Annotated in this window: 19 protein-coding genes; 14 read left to right on the top strand and 5 right to left on the bottom strand. The window is 33.7% G+C overall.

Going from position 1 to position 20,011, the window contains the following annotated elements; genetic code table 11:
• Positions 1 to 50 precede the first annotated feature (50 nt).
• The 10 genes from ACT3CE_RS04205 to ACT3CE_RS04160 all read left to right on the top strand — a co-directional run bounded on the left by ACT3CE_RS04205 (position 51) and on the right by ACT3CE_RS04160 (position 9,531).
• Positions 51 to 332, top strand: coding sequence for a DUF3861 domain-containing protein (locus ACT3CE_RS04205; protein ID WP_444708503.1), 282 nt, complete (start codon positions 51 to 53; stop codon positions 330 to 332).
• Between the two features lie 529 nt (positions 333 to 861).
• Positions 862 to 2,139 (top strand): OsmC family protein, encoded by a 1,278-nt coding sequence (locus tag ACT3CE_RS04200; RefSeq protein ID WP_444708502.1) that lies wholly within the window; start codon positions 862 to 864, stop codon positions 2,137 to 2,139.
• A gap of 364 nt (positions 2,140 to 2,503) precedes the next feature.
• Entirely contained in the window at positions 2,504 to 3,940 is a 1,437-nt protein-coding gene (locus tag ACT3CE_RS04195) for a reductive dehalogenase (RefSeq protein WP_444708501.1), read from the top strand.
• 168 nt (positions 3,941 to 4,108) lie between these two features.
• Entirely contained in the window at positions 4,109 to 4,423 is a 315-nt protein-coding gene (locus ACT3CE_RS04190) for a hypothetical protein (RefSeq protein ID WP_444708500.1), read from the top strand.
• Positions 4,424 to 4,552: 129 nt separating this feature from the next.
• Positions 4,553 to 5,248, top strand: coding sequence for an FAD-dependent oxidoreductase (locus ACT3CE_RS04185; protein WP_444708499.1), 696 nt, complete (start codon positions 4,553 to 4,555; stop codon positions 5,246 to 5,248).
• Positions 5,249 to 5,257: 9 nt separating this feature from the next.
• A complete protein-coding gene (locus ACT3CE_RS04180; protein ID WP_444708498.1) occupies positions 5,258 to 5,566 on the top strand; it encodes a 4Fe-4S dicluster domain-containing protein in 309 nt (102 codons plus the stop codon).
• Between the two features lie 2 nt (positions 5,567 to 5,568).
• The gene (locus ACT3CE_RS04175; RefSeq protein WP_444708497.1) at positions 5,569 to 6,051 is read left to right on the top strand and encodes a hypothetical protein; all 483 of its coding nucleotides are present in this window, start codon (positions 5,569 to 5,571) and stop codon (positions 6,049 to 6,051) included.
• A 107-nt stretch (positions 6,052 to 6,158) separates the two neighbouring features.
• Positions 6,159 to 7,343 (top strand): 4Fe-4S binding protein, encoded by a 1,185-nt coding sequence (locus ACT3CE_RS04170; RefSeq protein WP_444708496.1) that lies wholly within the window; start codon positions 6,159 to 6,161, stop codon positions 7,341 to 7,343.
• 149 nt (positions 7,344 to 7,492) lie between these two features.
• Entirely contained in the window at positions 7,493 to 8,404 is a 912-nt protein-coding gene (locus ACT3CE_RS04165; RefSeq protein ID WP_444708495.1) for a SphA family protein, read from the top strand.
• 206 nt (positions 8,405 to 8,610) lie between these two features.
• Complete coding sequence (locus ACT3CE_RS04160; protein ID WP_444708494.1) at positions 8,611 to 9,531, top strand: lysostaphin resistance A-like protein; 921 nt, start codon at positions 8,611 to 8,613, stop codon at positions 9,529 to 9,531.
• Here ACT3CE_RS04160 and ACT3CE_RS04155 read toward each other — a convergent pair.
• Positions 9,484 to 10,257: a hypothetical protein gene (locus tag ACT3CE_RS04155; protein WP_444708493.1), complete on the bottom strand. Its 774-nt coding sequence runs from the start codon at positions 10,255 to 10,257 to the stop codon at positions 9,484 to 9,486. The genes ACT3CE_RS04160 and ACT3CE_RS04155 overlap by 48 nt on opposite strands.
• A gap of 157 nt (positions 10,258 to 10,414) precedes the next feature.
• Between ACT3CE_RS04155 and ACT3CE_RS04150 the strand changes: the two genes are divergently transcribed.
• The 3 genes from ACT3CE_RS04150 to ACT3CE_RS04140 all read left to right on the top strand — a co-directional run bounded on the left by ACT3CE_RS04150 (position 10,415) and on the right by ACT3CE_RS04140 (position 13,334).
• A complete protein-coding gene (locus ACT3CE_RS04150; RefSeq protein WP_444708492.1) occupies positions 10,415 to 11,221 on the top strand; it encodes an energy transducer TonB in 807 nt (268 codons plus the stop codon).
• A 440-nt stretch (positions 11,222 to 11,661) separates the two neighbouring features.
• Positions 11,662 to 12,834, top strand: a complete 1,173-nt coding sequence (locus ACT3CE_RS04145; RefSeq protein ID WP_444708491.1) for a hypothetical protein — start codon at positions 11,662 to 11,664, stop codon at positions 12,832 to 12,834.
• A 74-nt stretch (positions 12,835 to 12,908) separates the two neighbouring features.
• Entirely contained in the window at positions 12,909 to 13,334 is a 426-nt protein-coding gene (locus ACT3CE_RS04140) for a septal ring lytic transglycosylase RlpA family protein (protein WP_444708490.1), read from the top strand.
• Positions 13,335 to 13,416: 82 nt separating this feature from the next.
• Here the strand turns inward: ACT3CE_RS04140 and ACT3CE_RS04135 are convergent, their stop codons facing one another.
• The 3 genes from ACT3CE_RS04135 to ACT3CE_RS04125 all read right to left on the bottom strand — a co-directional run bounded on the left by ACT3CE_RS04135 (position 13,417) and on the right by ACT3CE_RS04125 (position 16,885).
• The gene (locus ACT3CE_RS04135) at positions 13,417 to 14,178 is read right to left on the bottom strand and encodes a succinate dehydrogenase/fumarate reductase iron-sulfur subunit (RefSeq protein ID WP_444708489.1); all 762 of its coding nucleotides are present in this window, start codon (positions 14,176 to 14,178) and stop codon (positions 13,417 to 13,419) included.
• Between the two features lie 87 nt (positions 14,179 to 14,265).
• Complete coding sequence (locus ACT3CE_RS04130; RefSeq protein ID WP_444708488.1) at positions 14,266 to 16,206, bottom strand: fumarate reductase/succinate dehydrogenase flavoprotein subunit; 1,941 nt, start codon at positions 16,204 to 16,206, stop codon at positions 14,266 to 14,268.
• Positions 16,207 to 16,219: 13 nt separating this feature from the next.
• Positions 16,220 to 16,885, bottom strand: coding sequence for a succinate dehydrogenase cytochrome b subunit (locus ACT3CE_RS04125; protein WP_444708487.1), 666 nt, complete (start codon positions 16,883 to 16,885; stop codon positions 16,220 to 16,222).
• 507 nt (positions 16,886 to 17,392) lie between these two features.
• Between ACT3CE_RS04125 and ACT3CE_RS04120 the strand changes: the two genes are divergently transcribed.
• Positions 17,393 to 18,184 carry an alpha/beta fold hydrolase gene (locus ACT3CE_RS04120; RefSeq protein WP_444708486.1) on the top strand — a complete coding sequence of 264 codons (792 nt, stop codon included), beginning with the start codon at positions 17,393 to 17,395 and terminating at the stop codon, positions 18,182 to 18,184.
• 81 nt (positions 18,185 to 18,265) lie between these two features.
• Here ACT3CE_RS04120 and ACT3CE_RS04115 read toward each other — a convergent pair whose 3' ends face one another.
• On the bottom strand, positions 18,266 to 19,999 hold the full coding sequence (locus tag ACT3CE_RS04115; protein ID WP_444708485.1) for a bifunctional metallophosphatase/5'-nucleotidase: 1,734 nt from the start codon (positions 19,997 to 19,999) through the stop codon (positions 18,266 to 18,268).
• Positions 20,000 to 20,011 lie beyond the last annotated feature (12 nt).

Here is a 20,011-nt window from a genome sequence, read left to right as displayed (position 1 = left end):
CTTAACTAATAACAGATGAAAATTGAATTATTCATTTTAAAATCACAATAATGTTTAAGAAAAATATGAAAGAATATAAAGTTACTGTAGAAGAGCTTACTGGAGAAAAAACACTTTGTTTTGAAGCTGAGAGTCGCGAGGATATTTTTGTAATTGTTGAGAAATTAAAACAACATCCCGAGCTTGGGAATGATGCTGCGGCATTTGGTCTTGGATTAAAACTATTTACAAGTGTAATGATGAAACAAAAGTCGAATCCTTTATTCGAAAACCTTTTGCCAGCATTTAAAGATTTTATGATGGAATTGAAAGGATCTGGAAAGCGAAAATAATTGTATGAAATTTTAACTTTATTTTTTAATCTTTCCAAAGTAATTGAAGTCACAAGTTATTGCTTATCATGATGTAAACATGAGAAAGCTTGGCTTGTGGCTTTTTAGCTATTAGATCAATATTTAGGAGTTTAAATCAAGAGTTAAATTATTGTTTAATTCTGCCAGGTTTGCCGTACGCATCGATAGTAATCGCATTCTAATAATCAAATGCAACGTCGATATACGAATACCATATTATTTTAAGATCTGAATTTAAATTGCAATTCAATTTATTTGGTGTTTATCGTGTCTTTCGTGATATAATTCTCTCACTGATAAACCCTTCTATTTCCTACAGTTATTACAATAAATTACCACCAAATTATCATTTCAGACATATTACAAGACTAAAATTAATGCCCAGGTTACACTTTTACCATTCCGCATCTTTTATTAACCTTTTCACGTGCTTGTTTTCGCCTCATCTTTGTAATGTAATATTTAAACAGTTATAAACATGATTCAAATACATAATAACTTAGAAAAAATGAAAACAAAAATGATGAAAAACTTAAGAGCGATTGCTATGCTAACAGCTCTTTTACTTAGTACTGGAGCAACTTATGCTCAAGAAAATTATTCAGTTATAAAAAGAGTAGATAATTTTAACCAGCCTACTACATTTTATCCAACTAAAGCAACACCTGTAAATGGAGCTATTAACGAGAATGTGGTTACTTCGGCCAAACGAATTCTAAATAACGAAAAGCCTTTCCTTAAAAAAGGTGTAGTAAAAACGGTAGGTGAAGAAAATCTTAGCGCATGGCAGATGACAAGCGACGAAGGTGGTAATCCTCAAAGCGCACCAAATCCACTAACATATTTTACAGTAGGAGCAGCTTCAGATCTATTAACTCAGGTAGAAAGATGCATACAAATAATGGGTTTAGAGGTTGAAGATGTAAAAGTGGAAACAGAATTTTTCTACAGATGGAGTGATATTATGACCGATGAATGGTCTGGTTTTACTGATAAAGTGGTTACAAATATTGTTGTTAAAAGTAAGGAGCCAGTTGAAAAGATTAAAGAATTAAAGAAAATGGCTGTTAGAGCCTGGTCTATTGGTGAATCATTGGCTAACAAAACTCCAATTAATAAAGCTAATATAATTAATGGTGATGAGTGGGATGGAGAAGCAGCCCAGGCAGGACAAATTCCATCGCCTGTTTCAACGGATAATGGTCGTACAATTTCAAATACTACTGCTCCTTTAAAATTAGAGACAATAGTTGTAAAAGAAGACGCAAAACTAAATATGAATGATCTTTCAAATGACTTGATCTTCTCAGAAGTAGGTATTGCAGAATCGGCTCATGATGCTAAACGTCCATATTTGCATAAATTAAGAGCAAAATCGTTAACTGCACATTACGAAACCTGGGAGCTTTATTCTGACGATAGCCGTGGTTATGAAGGAGCCATTGCCGCACCTACATCAAGAGAATATTTTACTTTAGGTACTTCTTTTTGTTTGATGAGTCAACTTACTGCAAACTTTAAATATTTTGCAAAAAAAGGTGTTAAAATTGACGATTTCGGTGTTGAGCATCAGTTCAATTACAGAGAAAATAATTTTATGACTCCAACAATGACAGGAGAAATGACTGATGTTGTAACTAGAATCCTTGTTAAAAGTGATGCTGATAAAGATTTAGCAAATGAATTTGCAGTTCAGTCGTTACGTTGTTGTTTTGCAGGTGATGGTATAGTTTACGAAACTCCGGTAGAGACAAGCATTTATTTGAACGGAAAACTAATAAATTAATACTAAATATTTTCTGTTCTTACAGTGAAAAATCACTGAAACCTATTTGGGATTGTTATCCCGGATAGGTTTTTTTAGTGAAAATGGTCTACTGCCAATTAGAAATTAAACCAGACTTTTGTTTGCTCTCATTTTATATCATTCATAATTCCTGCTTTCGAAAAATACAATTTGCCTTTTTATAGAGTTCCATCATACCATTTGATTTACAGGTGTTTATTAAATAAATCTTTGTATCCCGTTGAAAAGTACCATATAATCCGCTTTTAGCATCTTATTAATATTGACTAAGGCACTTAGTTTTGTGTACATGAGGAAGTTTCTCAGACAAATGAATTAGGTGTTGAATAAAAACAGTTACAAAATGGCAAAGAAAAAATATCATTCAACGGTAGGCAGAAGAGATTTCATGAAAATGTTAGGTTTAGGAGCTGGTGCAGTTGGGTTAGGTGCGGCTGGAGTTAGTGCAGCAGGCTTTAAAGATCTGGATGAAATGATGGCTTCTCCTTTAGCCGAGCGAAAATTACCCTTCTGGGTTAAAGAAGTAGATGAACCAACCGTAAAAATCGATTGGGATAATATGGAAATTTTTGAGGGGCCGGAAAAAACATTATTTAACCCTGCTTCCTGGGAAAACCCAAAGGAGTACTTCGAAATTTATAAAAGAAATATTGCATCAACCAAAAAAAATGTCCAGGACAATGTTCCGGGTCTTTCTTTAAAAGACAGAGCTTTGGCCGATGCCAATTGTTGGGGATGGGGCGGACGCTCAGGAGCTGATTTGGCTCCGCCATGGACGGGAGCAGATGTAAAAGCCAATCCTCAATGGGAACATCCAACTATGTTTTATACTCCTGAAGATTATGGAGTTCCCAAGCATAAAGGTACACCCGAAGAAAATTCCAGAATGCTAAGAACTGCAGGAAGAATTATGGGAGCTGCTGATATGGGTTTTGTTAAACTTGATGAAAGAACAAAGAAATTACTTTGGGGCAAAATCAAATTTGAAAACGTTGAAAAAGGATACGCAGATCCGGAAAAAAATAAATACGTGTTACCAGATAAAGATTTATGGGCTGTTTGTTCTGTAATACCACAATCATTGTGGATGCAGCAATATACCGAGCGTATGAGTTGGGCATCAAGTAATACCATGAGTTATTCAAGAGCAAATATCTTTGGTAATAGATTAAGTGTCTTTTTAAGAGGCTTAGGATACCAGGCTTATGGTGGAGATACCGAATCTATAGGTCGTTTGGTAGGTTTTGGTGTGATGTCGGGAATGGGAGAGTACGGAAGAGCTGGAATCCTGGTTAGTCCTCAGTGGGGAACCAATATCAGAACAGTGATGGTCACCATTACCGATATGCCATTGGCGGTAACAAAACCAATTGATGCCGGAATTTCAAAATTTTGTGTTGCATGTAAAAAATGTGCCGAAATGTGTCCTTCAGGAGCCATTAGTATGGAAGATGAACCATTCTGGGGTGGACAGGCTGCATGTCAGGCCGAAGGGATAAAAGGGTGGTATATGGACAGTAAAAAATGTTATACCTATATGTTGGGTGGAGAGCCCGATTGCAGCCGCTGTCAGTCAGTTTGTCCATTTACAAAATTCGACGAAGCCGTATTGCACGATCTCATTCGTTTATCAATAGGATCAGCACCTCAGTTAAATGCCGCAATCAGAAAAATGGATGATGTATTTGGTTATGGTGCAGAGCCCGATTTAAGTAAAACACCATGGGATCTTGATCCAATGGATATTCCTTTATTAGGTCTTGATAAATCACGGTCTTAAAAAGGTTTAATTTATCAGATGTGAGATTTATAATTTTGTATCTCTCTACCGAGCTATTGGCTCGATTGGCATTAATTAATATACAAATAGAGATTTGATTTATAGGATAGAAGAAATAGGTGTATATCATCTTAAATCTCATATATCAAATCTAAAAATCTAAAAAAAATGAGATTAATTACTTGGATTTGGTTCTGGTATATTTTAGTTGGTTTTTTAATGGGTGGAGGTGCTGTATTGATATGGCATTATCTCAAAAAAATTTCTTTAAAACTAAAATGGTTTGAGTGGATTTTATTAATCCTGTCTTTTGTAACATTCATGTTTCTGGGGCAAACTTTTATTGCATCCTTCCAAGAGCATGAACCTCGTGCTGCTTGGCTTACCCTTGTATTTATGGGTATACCAATTTTAATAATGGTAGTATTGCTATACAGATCCTTAAGTAAGAGGATTGTTAAAAATAAAGTGTTAAATAATTAGTATACAGTTAGAGTCGTAACCTGAGTTTGATAAGCTATTAAAAATATTAGACTCAGGTTTATTTTTAAGATGAAACTTTTTAAATCATTATAAACATTTATAGTGTATTGGGAATTTTAAATTATTAGTATGATTACAACAATTGTTAAACGTATTTCAACAGCGATTACATTAATTAAAATTGAAATGGAATCTTCGGATACTTATACGTTTAAATTTTCGGTTCCCGAAAAGATTAAATGGGAGCCCGGAGCTTATGCCCATTTTTTAAGTTCAGATTTGCAGAATGGAGAAAAAGTAAATAAAGAAAGCTTACGGGAATTATCAATTATGAGCCATCCAGATGAAAAACTGATTGGCTTTACAACTCGAATTCGTCAGAATCCATCAAAGTTTAAGCAAGCCCTACTAAAGCTCAAAATTGGAGATCAGATTAGGATGTTTAAAATAGGGAATCATTTTAAAAAGCAAAAGTTCGATAAACCCATTGTGTTAATAAGTATGGGAGTTGGAATAGCCACTTTTAGGCCTCTAATTCTAACTATTTTCAAAAATTCATCACAAGTTTTTCCTATCACTAATATTAATATCGATCGTTCGGGAAATTTTGTATATAAAAATGAGTTGGAGAGTTTTTCTGCAGAAAAGATAAAAAATGTACTGGTTTGCAATAGAGATAATTTATATGAATCTATTAATCAGCATATTAATAATTGTGAAAATGTTTATTATGTAGTTGGTTCAAAGGAGTTTAATAAATCTATTGGAGACTATTTACTTGAAAAAAATATTGCCAGTAAAAATATTGTTTTTGATAAACGCTAAAACGTAATAATGAATTGTAAACAGAGAATTATTGCCCGTAAAATTGAGCAGGAGTTAAGTATTAAAAATGGAGTAATTCGTATTGACGAGATATCCTGTGATGGCTGTGGAAAATGTATTGATGTTTGTCCGCAAACAGCAATTAAGATGATTACGTTAAGCGATGATCAAATTAAAAAGTTACCCTTTAAAGGACGCTTAAAAGTTAAAATAAAGGGAAAGAAAAAGGCTTTCTTATATTCTGATTTATGTATCGCTTGCGGATTGTGTATGAAAGAATGTCACGAATTTGCTATTCATAAAGTTGAAATTAATTAAGTATGAATATATCAGTTAATAAAACACGTTTTTACATTTATGCAATTGCCCTACTGCCTTTTATTATTTTATTGGCTACAGGTGTTATTTTGCTAAAATATCATACGGGATCACCTCTAGATTCTACATTAATGGGATTTGACGCACATTTCTGGTTTCCATTTCATAAGATACTGGCAATACTATCTACTCCCTTGCTACTACTTCATCTGTTTGTAAAAACAGATTGGGTAAAGAAGCTTTTTACATTAAAGCTTAAGGATAAATATAAAATCTCGAACTTACTCTTATTTATTACATTCTCGTTATGTATGTTAACTGCATTTAGTGCAGCATTTATTTTTCCTGATACTGATATGGCTAAAATATTAGGTGGAATCCACAACAAACTCGGATTGTTACTCCTACTTATTTTTGTTATTCACCTTTGGAATTATAGGAAAGTAATAATTAATCAGTTTAGAAATTTAGAGAAGAAATTTTAGAATGCTAAATCCGCTACAGGGGAAAGGATTGATGAAATAATGCGCTTTGTATAATCGCTAGGAAACAATAATAATTTTTGTGATAGCATCTATTAGAATTAACTACAATGTGTAAGAATAAAACAAAAAAAAAGAAATTAGAAACAGCAATGGCTATCATTGCCATGATTATAATAGTAATTGCCTGGTTTGCAGGTAGACAACTTGAGAATTCAGATATTCTTTTAAGTATTAAGGAAAAAATGCCTGAGATTATAAAGTTGGAAGAAATTGACAATTCAACTTACAAATTATATAATGAAGAAGGCGAGAATTTTGCTTACCTAACAATAGAGTCGTCAATGGGCTATGGTGGTCCTTTACAAATGGCTGTGGTTGTCGATTCAACAGGATGTATATCTAATTTGGCAGTTATTAATTCAAAAGAAACACCTTCTTATCTTGAGAAGGTATTGGATAAAAAATTTCTCGATAAAATTATTGGTAAAACTTATGATGAGGAATATTCGCTAGGAAAAGGCATAGATGGTATTTCCAGTGCCACCTATTCGTCGCGTGCTATAGTCGAAGCTTCAAAAAAAGGGAATCGTTTTGTAGCAGCCAAAGTGCTTGGTTTACATGTTCCTAAAGAGATAAGGCCATCTATAAAATTTGGAATTCCTGAAATTGCATTACTCTTGCTTTTTTTAGTGGGTTATATTGCTCATAAAAAATCATTTAAGTACACAAAAATTGCTCGTTGGGGAACAATGCTTGCTGGTTTGTTTGTAATTGGATTTTCATTCAATCAACCGTTTACACTTTCTATGATTAACCAGTTGCTTTTAGGCTATTTTCCTCCCTTACATTCTCATTTGTATTGGTATTTACTTTTGGGTGGGGTTTTCTTTGTTTTCACTATCGATAATAAAAATGCATACTGTTCTTGGTTTTGTCCTTTTGGTGCAGCACAAGAGTGCATGGGTTTAGTTGGGGGTGCAAAAAACCGTTCAGTAGGGAAATTTAAGAATGTATTTAAATGGGCATTAAGAGCACTCACACTATTTGCTATTGTTACTGCATTATTGTTAAGAAATCCTGGCGTTACCAGTTACGAAATATTTGGTACACTTTTTAAACTTACAGGTAGCAGTTTACAATTTGCAATACTTGGAGTTGTTTTGGTTTCTTCTGTATTTATAAAGAGACCCTGGTGTAACTACTTATGTCCCTTAGGGCCTGTAACCGATCATTTTACAAATATTAGACGATTGATACTTAACAAATGGAAGAGCAAAAAAATAAAAGCATAAGCGAAATAATGACCATAGCGGTTGTACTAATATGTATGCTGCTAATTATTTCATTATTAAAAACAAATATTCAAAATCTGCTAAATTTTTAATACGATGTATAGTTCATAATTATTTTTACTCACATTAAGTAATTAAACCTAAAACCTATGAAAACACAAGTATCATTAGTAATCTTATTCTCGCTATTACTAAGTTTAGTATCTGCGAAATTGTTTAGTCAGGAAACAGGACATTATTCACCCGGAGTGCAGGGAATAAAAGTTGGAACACTTCCTCCTCCAGGTTTTTATTATATAATGCACAATGTATTTTATTCGGCCGATTCGTATTACGATGGAGACGGTAATAAATCCGAAATTGATTTTGATGTAAATGTATTTGCCAACGTTCATCGTTTTCTTTATGTATGGGAAGATGTAATATTTGGCGCTAATTATGGAATGCATGTGTTGGTTCCCACAACAAATACAGACATAAGCATTGGTGCCTTTGGTGTAAACGATAGTAAATATGGAATTGGAGATATTGTAATAGAACCAATTTTATTGTCCTGGAACAAGCCAAAATATGATATATCTGTTGCTTTGGCTACCATAGCACCAGTGGGTAGTTACGATATTACCGAAGCAGCTTCGCCAGGGAAAAGCTTTTGGACAGGAATGTTTACTTTCGGAGGAACCTATTATTTTGATTCAAAGAAATCATGGCATGCATCTATTTTAAATAGATATGAAATGCATGGAGAGAAAAAAGATTATGATGTGACCCCGGGTGATGATTTTACGTTTGAATGGGGAATTGGAAAAACCATTGTTTCTAAGCAAATTTGGAATGTTGGGGTTTCGGGTTATTCGCATTGGCAATTGTCTGAAGATAAAGGAAACGATGTTTTTTATGATGCTAGCGTAAAAGATAAGATATTTGCAGTTGGTCCAGAGGTAACCTGTATGTTTCCTAAAGCTAAATTAAATTTGGAACTTAGAAGTCAGTTTGAATTCGGAGCTGTTGACAGATCTCAAGGTAGAAAAATATGCTTGTCACTATTTAAAGCTTTCTAATAAATATTTATACTTCACATTCACACATCCATGCTATCTTGTATGGATGTTTTTTTTATTACAAGTTTAGCTTTTTAAAGCTATCATTCATGATCAAATTTGTAAAAAAGTATTCATTTTTAGCTATTGTAGAAATTAGATCATTTTTACTTATTACTTATCACAAATGTATTCTTACTTTTGTTATTCAATCAATATAATTACAGATGTTAAAAGGATCTTTTAATCAATATTCGCCGATTTCTCAATTATTTCTGAGTTTAATTATCGTGTTTGGGTCTTTCCTGCTTACCATGTTTGCAGGTAGTGTATTGGCTTATTTTATTTATGGTATAAATATTTTAACAGCCACTCAATCGGTCGATATTTATAGCGATATGGTAAATATTTCTGTTCTTAAATTTTATCAATCGGTATATTCCATAGGTATGTTTATTATACCCCCATTTATTTTTGCCTATCTGGTTCATCATAAGGTTAAAGAGTACTTGTATTTGCAGCAAAAAGTTAAATTAAGAAATATTATTTTGGCTACAATTATTATAGTTGTGTCGCTACCAATGATTAATTTTTTAGCCGAAATTAATTCTTATTTACATTTACCCGATTTTATGTCATCCATAGAGAACTGGATGAAATCCAGTGAGGAACAAGCTAAAGTTGTTATTGAGAAGTTTTTGGAAATGAAATCTGTACCCGATTTAATGGTTAATCTTTTGGTAATTGCTATTATTCCTGCATTAGGAGAGGAACTTTTATTTAGAGGTGTTATTCAGGGGCTCTTTTCTAAAATTACTAAAAATGTTCATTGGGGAATTGTAATTACAGCCTTTTTGTTTGCCGCTTTGCACATGCAATTTTTTGGTCTGTTGCCGCGAATGGTAATGGGTATTCTTTTCGGATATCTTTTAATTTGGTCTAAAAGTTTGTGGGTGCCAATTATTGCTCATTTAGTGAATAACGGACTGGCAGTTTTCGCAAAATACTTTATAAGTAAAGGCAATTTGCCCAAAGAAATAGAAACAGTAGGAGCGAACGATAACTTTTTTGTACCTGGAATCCTATCTATTATTTTTGTTTTAATTCTTATGACTTATTTCTTTAGAACTTGTAAAAGGCAAAATTAAACTGTCTTCTTCAGCTTTCTTAAGTTGTTCTAGTCTTTCGCGTTCTCCTTTTCTCCAAATATAAATTATACCATACTCGCTACATTTCTCGCGTTTAATTTCATCAGGGAAATCTTCAAATTTCTGTTCTACTTCGTTCCAAAGTTCCAAAACAAGTTTATCAGCATTTTCGCGAAATTCCGCAACCTTTTCTGAAAATCGATGGGTGTTATTTTGTAGTGTTTTTTGGCAATCAAAAGCCTCTTTAAAATTTTCGGTATTCACTCTTACCAAAGCAATAGAAGGGCTGTATATAGGATTACCACCCATCCTGGTGCGTTCCTGTTCCCCTTTAATTAATTTTTCTCCCCATTCAATTACTTTTTTATCTTTTAGCAGTGATGGAGTTGCTTTTGATGTTTTCTTAAGGCCATAAAATTCTCTTACTTCTGGCTTAAGTTCACCTCTTATAATCGTAAAATTTAATACTTGAATAAAGTGTGAAATGTATAGTTTGGCTTTTCTAAGCTTTTCGTTATAGTCTTTACTTTTTTTCGACTGCTGACTTAATGCCTGTTTATAATTTCTTATTGCCAGTTCGTAATGGGGAACAAAAGTCTCAATTCTTTGATACAAAGAATAGGAATAAGCAAGATCGAAACGATTTACTCTCATGCTTATGCTTAAAGCGGCTTTTAAGGCACGCAAACGTGCTGCATCTGTATTTGGTAATCGGCGGTAAGGCATTAAAAAAAAATTAGTAATATTTATTTTAGCGAAGTACGAAGATAATAAATTTAAGGCATTCTATTTTACCGTTCGCATAAGATTTAGCACAGCCTCAAATAATTTTACTAACAACCTAAAAATTATGCTATATTTGTATTTATAATACATAAAAATTATGCGTAAGATATTATTTGCCCTCATAGTTATATTGTTTCCAATTGTTTGCTTAGCTCAAAATGATACAATAGTTTATTTTAAAAATCATAATCCATTACCAACGAAAGAAGGTGCAGACTTCCGTGTTACTGTTAAGAAAAAAAATAATAAAACTTCGATTATGGTCGAAGATATATATAGTAATGGAGAGTGGAAAAATCTAGTTAATCGTACCATTAAATCAAAGGATGATAATTCATATCTTGTTAAATATGAGAATAAATCTTTTACTCGAAAATTTAATAAAATTACTGGGGGATATTTGGTAGAAGACTACAATTACAAGGGAGAACTTTGGATGAAAGGAATCGCTACTAATTTGTTTCCTTTAATTAAACACGGCCAATGGATGCGTTATACCGATAATATTATCACAGAAGTTAATACATATAAGAAAGGTGTTTTGGTTAAATCCTTTCTTACCGATAATAAAAAGCATTATTGGCCTAATAATACTTATGCCAATGCAGATACTTTAGCCCAATATAAGGAACACCCTCTAGATTTACAAAAAGATATTGCAAGGTTTGTAAACTATCCCGAATCTTGTGCAAGAAAAGGAATTGGTGGGTGCGTTCTCATTCTTTTTGCAATCTCAGAACAAGGTGAACCTTGCGATATTCATATTTTTAGAGGAGTACAGCCAGAATTAAATAAAGCTGCAGCTGTTGCAGTGCAACAATGTACAGCTTGGAAACCTGCAATTAAGAATGGATTACCTGTAAAGCTCTATACAATTGTTCCAATTAATTTTAAATTAAGATAGCGTAATACTTTGATAGTTAGAGGGTATCTTAAATATAGTGATACAGTAAACAAAGTAAAATATTTCATTCTTGGAAATGATTCGATATGATTAGAATGATAATATCAGTAAATTTTTTGGATAACTTCTATTAATATATTCAGGGAATAGTTGCTTTTCTTATGTAGAACAATTCTACACATTTGTCCATTCTTTTCTACAAATTTGTCTAATTCTAAAATTTTAATATTCCAAAATATTTTAAAGCCGACTAGTTAATTGCCAGTATTGTAGTTGATTAAGTGCGGTGTGATAAAATTCATAGCATAAATTTTTAGTACGGTATTCTTATTGTACCAATACAAAATGTCGATTAAAAATTAAGTACTAAGTCTAAAGCTATTGATATATGATCAGTAGTAATTTACAATTTAGATTATTATCAACTAAAATTTAGGAATATGAAAAGAAACATTGTTGTTGTTGGTATGTTGTTGTTTGTTTCAGCAACAATTTGGAGTTGTTCCGATTCGGACAGCTCAAAATCACAAGATCAGGATCAGAACTTAGAACAATCATTAGAGCTTAAATCAAAAACATTAAGCGAAGCAGTAGGAGAAATTACAGCATCGCCAGGGTTTGAGTTAATTACTATGAGTGCGAACACTAAAGATGGTACAGAGGAGGAGTCGGATGATAGATTTTCAATTAACCGTGAAATTACTTTAGCAGATATTCAGGGAATTTATGAGTTTACTCAGGCAGAAGAAGAGACTACAGAAACAAAAATGTATAAAAAACATGTTTTTGAAAGAACAGGAGATAGTGAACTATTTATTATTCATTTGCCTCAGGAAAAAGCAACAAGTCCATGGAAATTGTATATGGAAGAAGAAGGAGATGCTGAATTAGATAATGATTTTGAAGTTAGTACTTCGCAATATCATTCATCAACAGTAATGAATAGTGATGGATTTATGTTTGACTATTTATTAGATGCTGATATTAAGATTGAAGAAGAGGCCGCTGGTGAAATTTTTGTTGATTGGAATATGAATATGTCACCAGACAGGAAATTTAATTATGTCTCTGAATTTGGTTTTGCCAATGGATATTCTGTGGGACATGAATTTATGTTTGGCGATACTACCGAGTTTGCATACAGCTTAAAAATGGGCGATGAGGTTTTATACATGGAGGAAGTTGAATACATCCGTGCTACTAATGAAGCTGGAGCTGAATATGAGTATGCTTTAAGCATTGGAGATATTAAAATTGTTAAAAACTCTGATAGCAATGATTATATGGTTTATCTCAATGGTGAACAGCAAGAAGATGCTATAATTGAAATATTGGATGATACAACTGTTTCTGAAGGCGAAACAGAAGGTGAAGAAGAAGCCGATGGAGCATTTTGCAGACGAGCATTCGACATTAAAATTACATTTGATGATGAAACAAGTGTTATTCTGTCTGATTTAATTGGAGAGGAGACGCTAGCACAATTGGATAAAATCTATAGTTCAATGCATGATATGTATTTTGTTAAGAATTTGGTTGATGTCGTTGCTAATGAAGCTTACCAAATGAATATGGCAGATAATTCGGAGAATGAGGATAATTCGGAAGAATAATCGAAGCTATAAAAATGTCATAAAATCCGGCCTTTGGGTCGGATTTTTTTGTTCTTATCCATTTAAGTACTACTATGAAATCGATTTATTTATGTGTCTGCGTTCTTTTGCTAAATCTTCAGGAAAAATCTCAAGAAAAAAAGTGTTTTTATGAGTTTGGAAAAGCCAGTTACTACTCAAATTATTTGGAAGGGCATAAAACAGCATCGGGAGAAATATTTCATCAAAACAAGTTTACTGCAGCTCATCCAAGCCTTTCTTTTGGCACTTGGGTAAAAGTGCTTAATTTAACTAATAAAAAGTCTGTAATCGTCCGTATTAACGATCGTGGTCCATTTGTTAATGCACGTATTATCGATTTATCTAAATCAGCAGCAAAGCAACTGGGAAATATTAACAAAGGGGTTTTTAGCGTTTTGGTTCAGGTGTATAAGAAAGATACCAGTTATATTACCATAAAGAAGAATTCAAATCTGACACTTAGAATTTCAAATTATTAGTAATTGGAAAGAATCTGTAAATACGCATAAAAAAGAGCGTTACCCTAAGGCAACGCTCTCGATATTTGGATTTCAGTCTAAATTAATCCTTAATTTTAGCTGCTAAGAACTCACGGTTCAAACGAGCAATGTTAGCAATAGAAATTCCTTTAGGACATTCTACCTCACAAGCTCCGGTATTGGTACAGTTACCAAATCCCATTTCATCCATTTTTGCAACCATGTTTTTCGCACGGCGAGCAGCCTCAACACGACCCTGAGGAAGTTTCGCAAGGTGAGATACCTTAGCTGAAACAAATAACATAGCCGATGAGTTTTTACAAGTCGCAACACAAGCACCACAGCCAATACAAGCAGCTGCATCCATAGCTTCCTCAGCATCATCCTGAGCAATAGGAATAGCATTACCATCAGGTACACCACCAGTGTTAACAGAAATATAACCTCCTGCTTGAAGGATTTTTTCGAATGCAGTACGATCTACAATTAAATCTTTGATTACTGGAAATGCACCAGCTCTCCAAGGTTCGATTGTAATGGTTGCACCATCTTCGAATTTACGCATGTGTAACTGACAGGTAGTAATATCATCATCTGGTCCGTGAGCACGTCCATCGATGAACAAGCTACACATTCCGCAGATTCCTTCTCTACAGTCATGATCAAATGCTACAGGTTCCTGACCATCATTAATCAACTGCTCGTTAAGAATATCAAGCATTTCTAAAAATGATGTACCTGTTGAAATATTATTGATTTTGTAAGTTTCAAACTTACCTTGAGACTTAGCATTCTTCTGACGCCAAATCTTTAATGTTAATTCTTTTAATATCTTATCTGCCATTTTTTTTAGATTTGAGATACTAGATTTGAGATACTAGATAATGAATCATTTCAGATTTCCACATTTTTCATATCTCACATCTCATATCTATTTATATGAGCGTTGAGTTAACTTCACATTCTCGAATACTAAATCTTCTTTGTGTAGAATAGGATCTTTGCCTTCACCTTGGTACTCCCAAGCTGAAACATATGCAAAGTTCTCATCGTCACGTTTCGCTTCACCATCTTCAGTTGTTGATTCTTCACGATAGTGACCACCACAAGATTCTTTACGATCCAAAGCATCACGAGCCATTAATTCACCTAAATCTAGGAAATCTTCAACACGACCAGCTTTTTCCAATTCAATATTCATAGCATCATAATCGCCAGGAATACGAAGATCTTTATAGAAATCTTCGCGAACTTTCTGAATCTCTTTAATAGCTAGTTTCAGACCTTCTTCATTACGAGCCATACCAACGTATTCCCACATAATGTGTCCTAAACGCTTGTGGAAAGAGTCAACAGATTTGTTTCCTTTGATGTTGTACAAACGAGACATACGATCTGAAACAGCTTTCTCTTTCTTTACGAACTCTTGGTGATTTACATCGATACGAGGAACTTGAATTTCATCAGCAAGATAATCACCAATTGTATATGGCAATACAAAGTATCCATCAGCCAAACCTTGCATCAAAGCAGATGCTCCTAAACGGTTCGCACCGTGATCAGAGAAGTTAGCCTCTCCAATAGCGTATAAACCAGGAACGTTAGTCATTAGGTTATAATCTACCCAAATACCACCCATTGTGTAGTGAATAGCTGGATAAATTTGCATTGGCAATTCGTAAGGGTTCTGATCAGTAATCTTCTCATACATCTGAAACAAGTTACCATAACGAGCTTCAATTACATCCTTACCTAATCTTTCAATAGAATATTTAAAGTCAAGATAAACGGCTTTACCAGTCTCGTTTACACCGAAACCTTCATCACATCTTTCTTTTGCTGCACGAGATGCAACATCACGAGGAACCAGGTTACCATATGATGGGTATCTTCTTTCCAAGTAGAAATCACGATCCTCTTCAGCAATGTCGTTAGCAGTAATTTCACCTTTTTGCAATTTAATTGCATCATCCTTTTTCTTAGGAACCCAAACACGACCATCGTTACGTAACGATTCCGACATCAATGTCAATTTTGATTGTTGTTCTCCGTGAATAGGAATACAAGTTGGGTGAATCTGTACATAGCAAGGATTTGCAAAACAAGCACCATTTTTATAGGCTTGCCAAGCAGCACCACCATTACATCCCATAGCATTTGTAGATAGGAAGAATACGTTACCATATCCACCTGTTGCAAGAACTACAGCATGAGCACCATGACGTTCGATTTCACCTGTAACAAGGTTACGAGTAATAATACCACGAGCTTTTCCTTCGATAATAACGATATCTAATAACTCGTTACGTTCGTGCATCTCAATTTGTCCTTGTCCGATCATACGATTCATAGAAGCGTAACAACCTAACAATAACTGTTGTCCGGTTTGACCACGAGCATAGAAAGTACGACTTACCAATACACCACCGAATGAACGGTTAGATAAGGTTCCACCATACTCACGTGCAAAAGGTACACCTTGAGCAACACATTGATCGATGATGTCACCACTTACCTCAGACAAACGATGAACGTTTGCTTCGCGAGCACGGTAATCACCACCTTTAATTGTATCATAAAATAAACGAAAAACTGAATCGTTATCGTTTTGATAATTTTTAGCAGCGTTAATACCACCTTGTGCAGCAATAGAGTGAGCTCTACGACCTGAATCCTGGTAGCAAAATGCTTTTACGTTGTAACCCATTTCTGCCATTGAAGCGGCAGCAGCTCCACCGGCTAAACCGGTTCCTACAACGATAACATCTAATTTTCTCTTATTCGCAGGGCTAACTACTTTAATAGCAGCTTTGTGTTTCGACCACTTTTCAGCTAATGGCCCGGCTGGAATTTTTGAATTTAATACTGTCATAACCGTTTTTTAATTATTTAGCAAAAAAGTGTAAGTACAGAGGAATGATTGTGAATCCGGCAGCAACGAAAATTGCGTAGATGTAACCAACTTTTTCCAATCTTGATCTCCAAAGCGTGTTGCTGAAGCCAATTGACTGGAAAGATGACCAGAAACCGTGAGCCAGGTGTAATCCTAATAGGATAGCACCAGCAACATATAAACCAGTATAAACTAATCCCATAGAGCCATTGGTAAATAAATCAACAACTAGATCATAATCACTCTTAGCATCACCTAATCCTGTAATTTGAATTGGCACAAAGAAATGCATCAAGTGCATTGCAATAAAAACCAAAACTAAACCACCCAAAACAAACATGTTTCGAGACGACCAAGTACTGCTATTTCCCAAATTTTGAGATGAGTACTTTTGTGGACGAGCTTTCATGTTTTGTAGAGTTAAAATTATCGCATAAATAATATGGATAATAAAACCACCAAACAATACTGGCTGCAATCCAAAACGAATTACTGGCATTGCCATAAAATGTGCTCCGGCGTTAAACAACTCTCCGGTGCTGTCAAACATTAAAAAGGAGTTCAATATCAGGTGTACCAAGATAAATAGTACAAGAAAAAGTCCTGATAAACTCATTATCAACTTCTTCCCAATAGATGAACTTAAAAAACTGCTCATAAGTTTAAAGATTTAATTAGACTGTTTTTTATAAACTTTACTATAATTAAGATGCAAAAGTAAATTCTCCTGCGACATGAAACGATATTTAGGAACATATATAATTTATTTAGATTGATTCTATAACAAACCTCTTTTTCAGATTATTAGAAATTTAGAATTTAAAGTTAAGGTATGAATCTAAGTATAAATCAATTACAGAAATAATTCCTTATTACTTTTTTGTCACGCGATGCAATTTATTAAATATTTGTATGTTATAGAACAAGGTTTTAATATATTATTTTAATTTAGAATTAAAATTTTAATGTTTTGTATGTTGGTCTTATATAATAACTAAAAAAATATAGTTGATGTAATATTCTAATTATTAAATATATAGTTTTAGTTAAAGCAAATATATTTATTATTAAAATAAAAACTAAGTACTTTGCAGATTTAAAATAAATAACCGATTAATTTAAAAAAGTTTAGCTAAAAAGTTAAACTTGTAACCGTTAAAAATGTATGGATCAATTCTATAAACTTGCTAATTGCCAATTGCGTTATCGCGATAAAGGAAAAGGAAACACCGTGGTACTTTTACATGGATATCTTGAATCTATTGATACCTTCGAGACTTTTGCCAATGATTTATCGCGTTTGGCACGAGTTATAACAATCGATTTGCCAGGCCATGGATTATCGGAACTAAAAAGTGATTCGTGTAGTATTGAAGAAATGGCTTGTGCGCTACATGAACTGATATCGCATCTTGGAATTAATAAAATTAACCTTATTGGTCATTCGATGGGAGGTTATGTGGCTTTGGCTTATGCCGATATGTATCCGGAAAAACTTTCAGCATTGTGTTTGTTTCATTCTTCACCCAATGCCGATACCGATGAGAAAAGAGCCAATCGTCAGCGCGAAATAGACCTAGTGAAGCAAGGAAAGAAAGAATTAATATGTAAATCTAATATTCCCAATACTTTTTCGAATCGGAATCTCAAGAAATTTGATCACGAAATAGAGCGGATTACTGAAATTGCTTGTAAAACCTCTACTAAAGGAATTATTGCAGCGTTGGAAGCAATGATGAATCGCCCAGATAGGAATCGTGTGCTAAAATCTCTCGATATTCCTAAGGTAAGTATTATGGGTAAAGAAGATAATTTTATTCCTTTTGATGTAGCCAAAGAAATTGCACGAGCAAATGATCTTACACCTTTTGTATTACAAACATCAGGGCACATGGGATTTATAGAGCAACGACAAGAATGCTTGCGGGAAATTTTCAGGCTTATTTATGAGTGTTAATTTAAAAAGATAGTGCAAAAAAATCCCACAAAAGATTTTATAATCTGATGCGGGATTTTTTTATGCCTTAGTTTTTACACTTTAATTTTTTCCGTAGAGTAATTCAGATTCTCTTTTTTGTGCTGCATCGTGCCAGTTTTCTGGTATTACTTTCCAGTTCTGGTCGCATTTAATATCAACAGTTCCTTTTTTTTCAATCCACTTCATCAGATAGTAACGTAAATCTTTTGTTGTAGAGTTAATAAGTCGGCTTGTAAGTTCTTCTTTGCTTAGTCCGGCTCCTTCGGTTAGGTGATTTCCACCACCATTTCCACGGTAAGAATTTAAAGCAACACGATATGTTTTATTGGGATCAAATTTTTCTCCCGAACTCATTTGTGAGATTTTAATTCTAGTACCGTATGGTTTAGAAACATCAACCGTATAATCAATTCCTTCGGCAGCATCGTAGTTAAAGAACATTGTGTTTAATCGGCTTCCTTTATCGCTTGTTGAAATGTATAACAAAGGATCTTTGGCCGATTTCATTTGCTGAAACCAATCTTTATAACTGAATTCCAAAAAATCTTTAATTTCTTGACCAGTAAGATTCATGGTGTACAATAAATTTTCGAAGCGATACAATTTAAAAAGATCTCGAACCTGTAAATCGCCCGAATCGATTGTTGCATTAAAGGACAGCGGAGCTGTAAATGATACATCGGCATCAGCCAAATCCATTTGTATGTGCTGAATTAGATCAATAAAGGGCGAATCTCCAAACATAGCATCTTTGGTAGAAATAGTACTTTTAAAAGTTCCAACTTGTCTCGAAACGTACGCCTCTACCTCTGCAAATAAGGGTTGAAAATGCTCAACATATTTTTCTGATTTTTCAAGATCTGCAACCTTAACTAATTTTGCTTTTATTTCTTTCTCATATTTCTTGTTTTCTGCATTCCAATTTAAGTCAACACTTGCTTCGGCAATAAATTGAGCTTTACTTTTAGGATTAATTAATAAAACTTTCTCTTTATCCGGATTTTCGAACCAGGAGGTTTGTTCATGATGATCGTGACCACAAATAATCATATCGAAACCAGAAATCTTTTTGGCAATTAATATAGATGCATTTTCGGGATTTATTTCTTCGCTTTGTTTTTCTCCAGCTCCAGAGTGAAACAGACCAATCACAAAATCGGGATGTTCCTTTTCTTCAATAATTTTAATCCATTTCTTAGCAGATTCAAGCATGGGTTCAAAATGCATTCCCGACCATATTTTTTCTGGTAACCATTTTGGAATTGCAGGAGTTAATAAACCTAAAACAGCAATTTTAGCTCCTTTTTTAGTAATGATTGTATAAGGTTTAAAATATGGTTTTCCGTCAGAATTTCGAACTGCATTGGCAGCAAGCCATGGAAATGAAAATTCTTCATTTACTTTGTCATAAACACTATGTCCAGGTTCAATGTCGTGATTTCCAACAGTTCCTGCATCATAGCCCATATAATTCATTACATCTGCACAAATATGCTTGGTTTCTGTTTTTTCAAAATTCGAATAGTAAACCAAAGGATCTCCCTGAAGAATGTCTCCATTATCGAGAAGAATAATTTCTGATTCTTTTTTATTTCGCTCTTGATCAACATAATTGTATACTTGGGCAAGAGATGTTTTAGTTTCTTTGTCGTTTACTAAATCGTAAGGAAAAAGAGCACCATGAACATCGCTGGTAGCCATTATTTTCAATTTAATATGTTCTGTTTTTTCAGGTGTGCACGAAAAAAGTACCAACACAAAAACTAAGAGGAAATAAAAATAATTATTTTTCATTTGTTTAAATTT

The sequence above is a fragment of the Marinifilum sp. RC60d5 genome (assembly GCF_052400665.1).
Lineage (GTDB): Bacteria > Bacteroidota > Bacteroidia > Bacteroidales > Marinifilaceae > JBQTGK01.
This window is presented reverse-complemented; position numbering and strand designations above follow the sequence as displayed.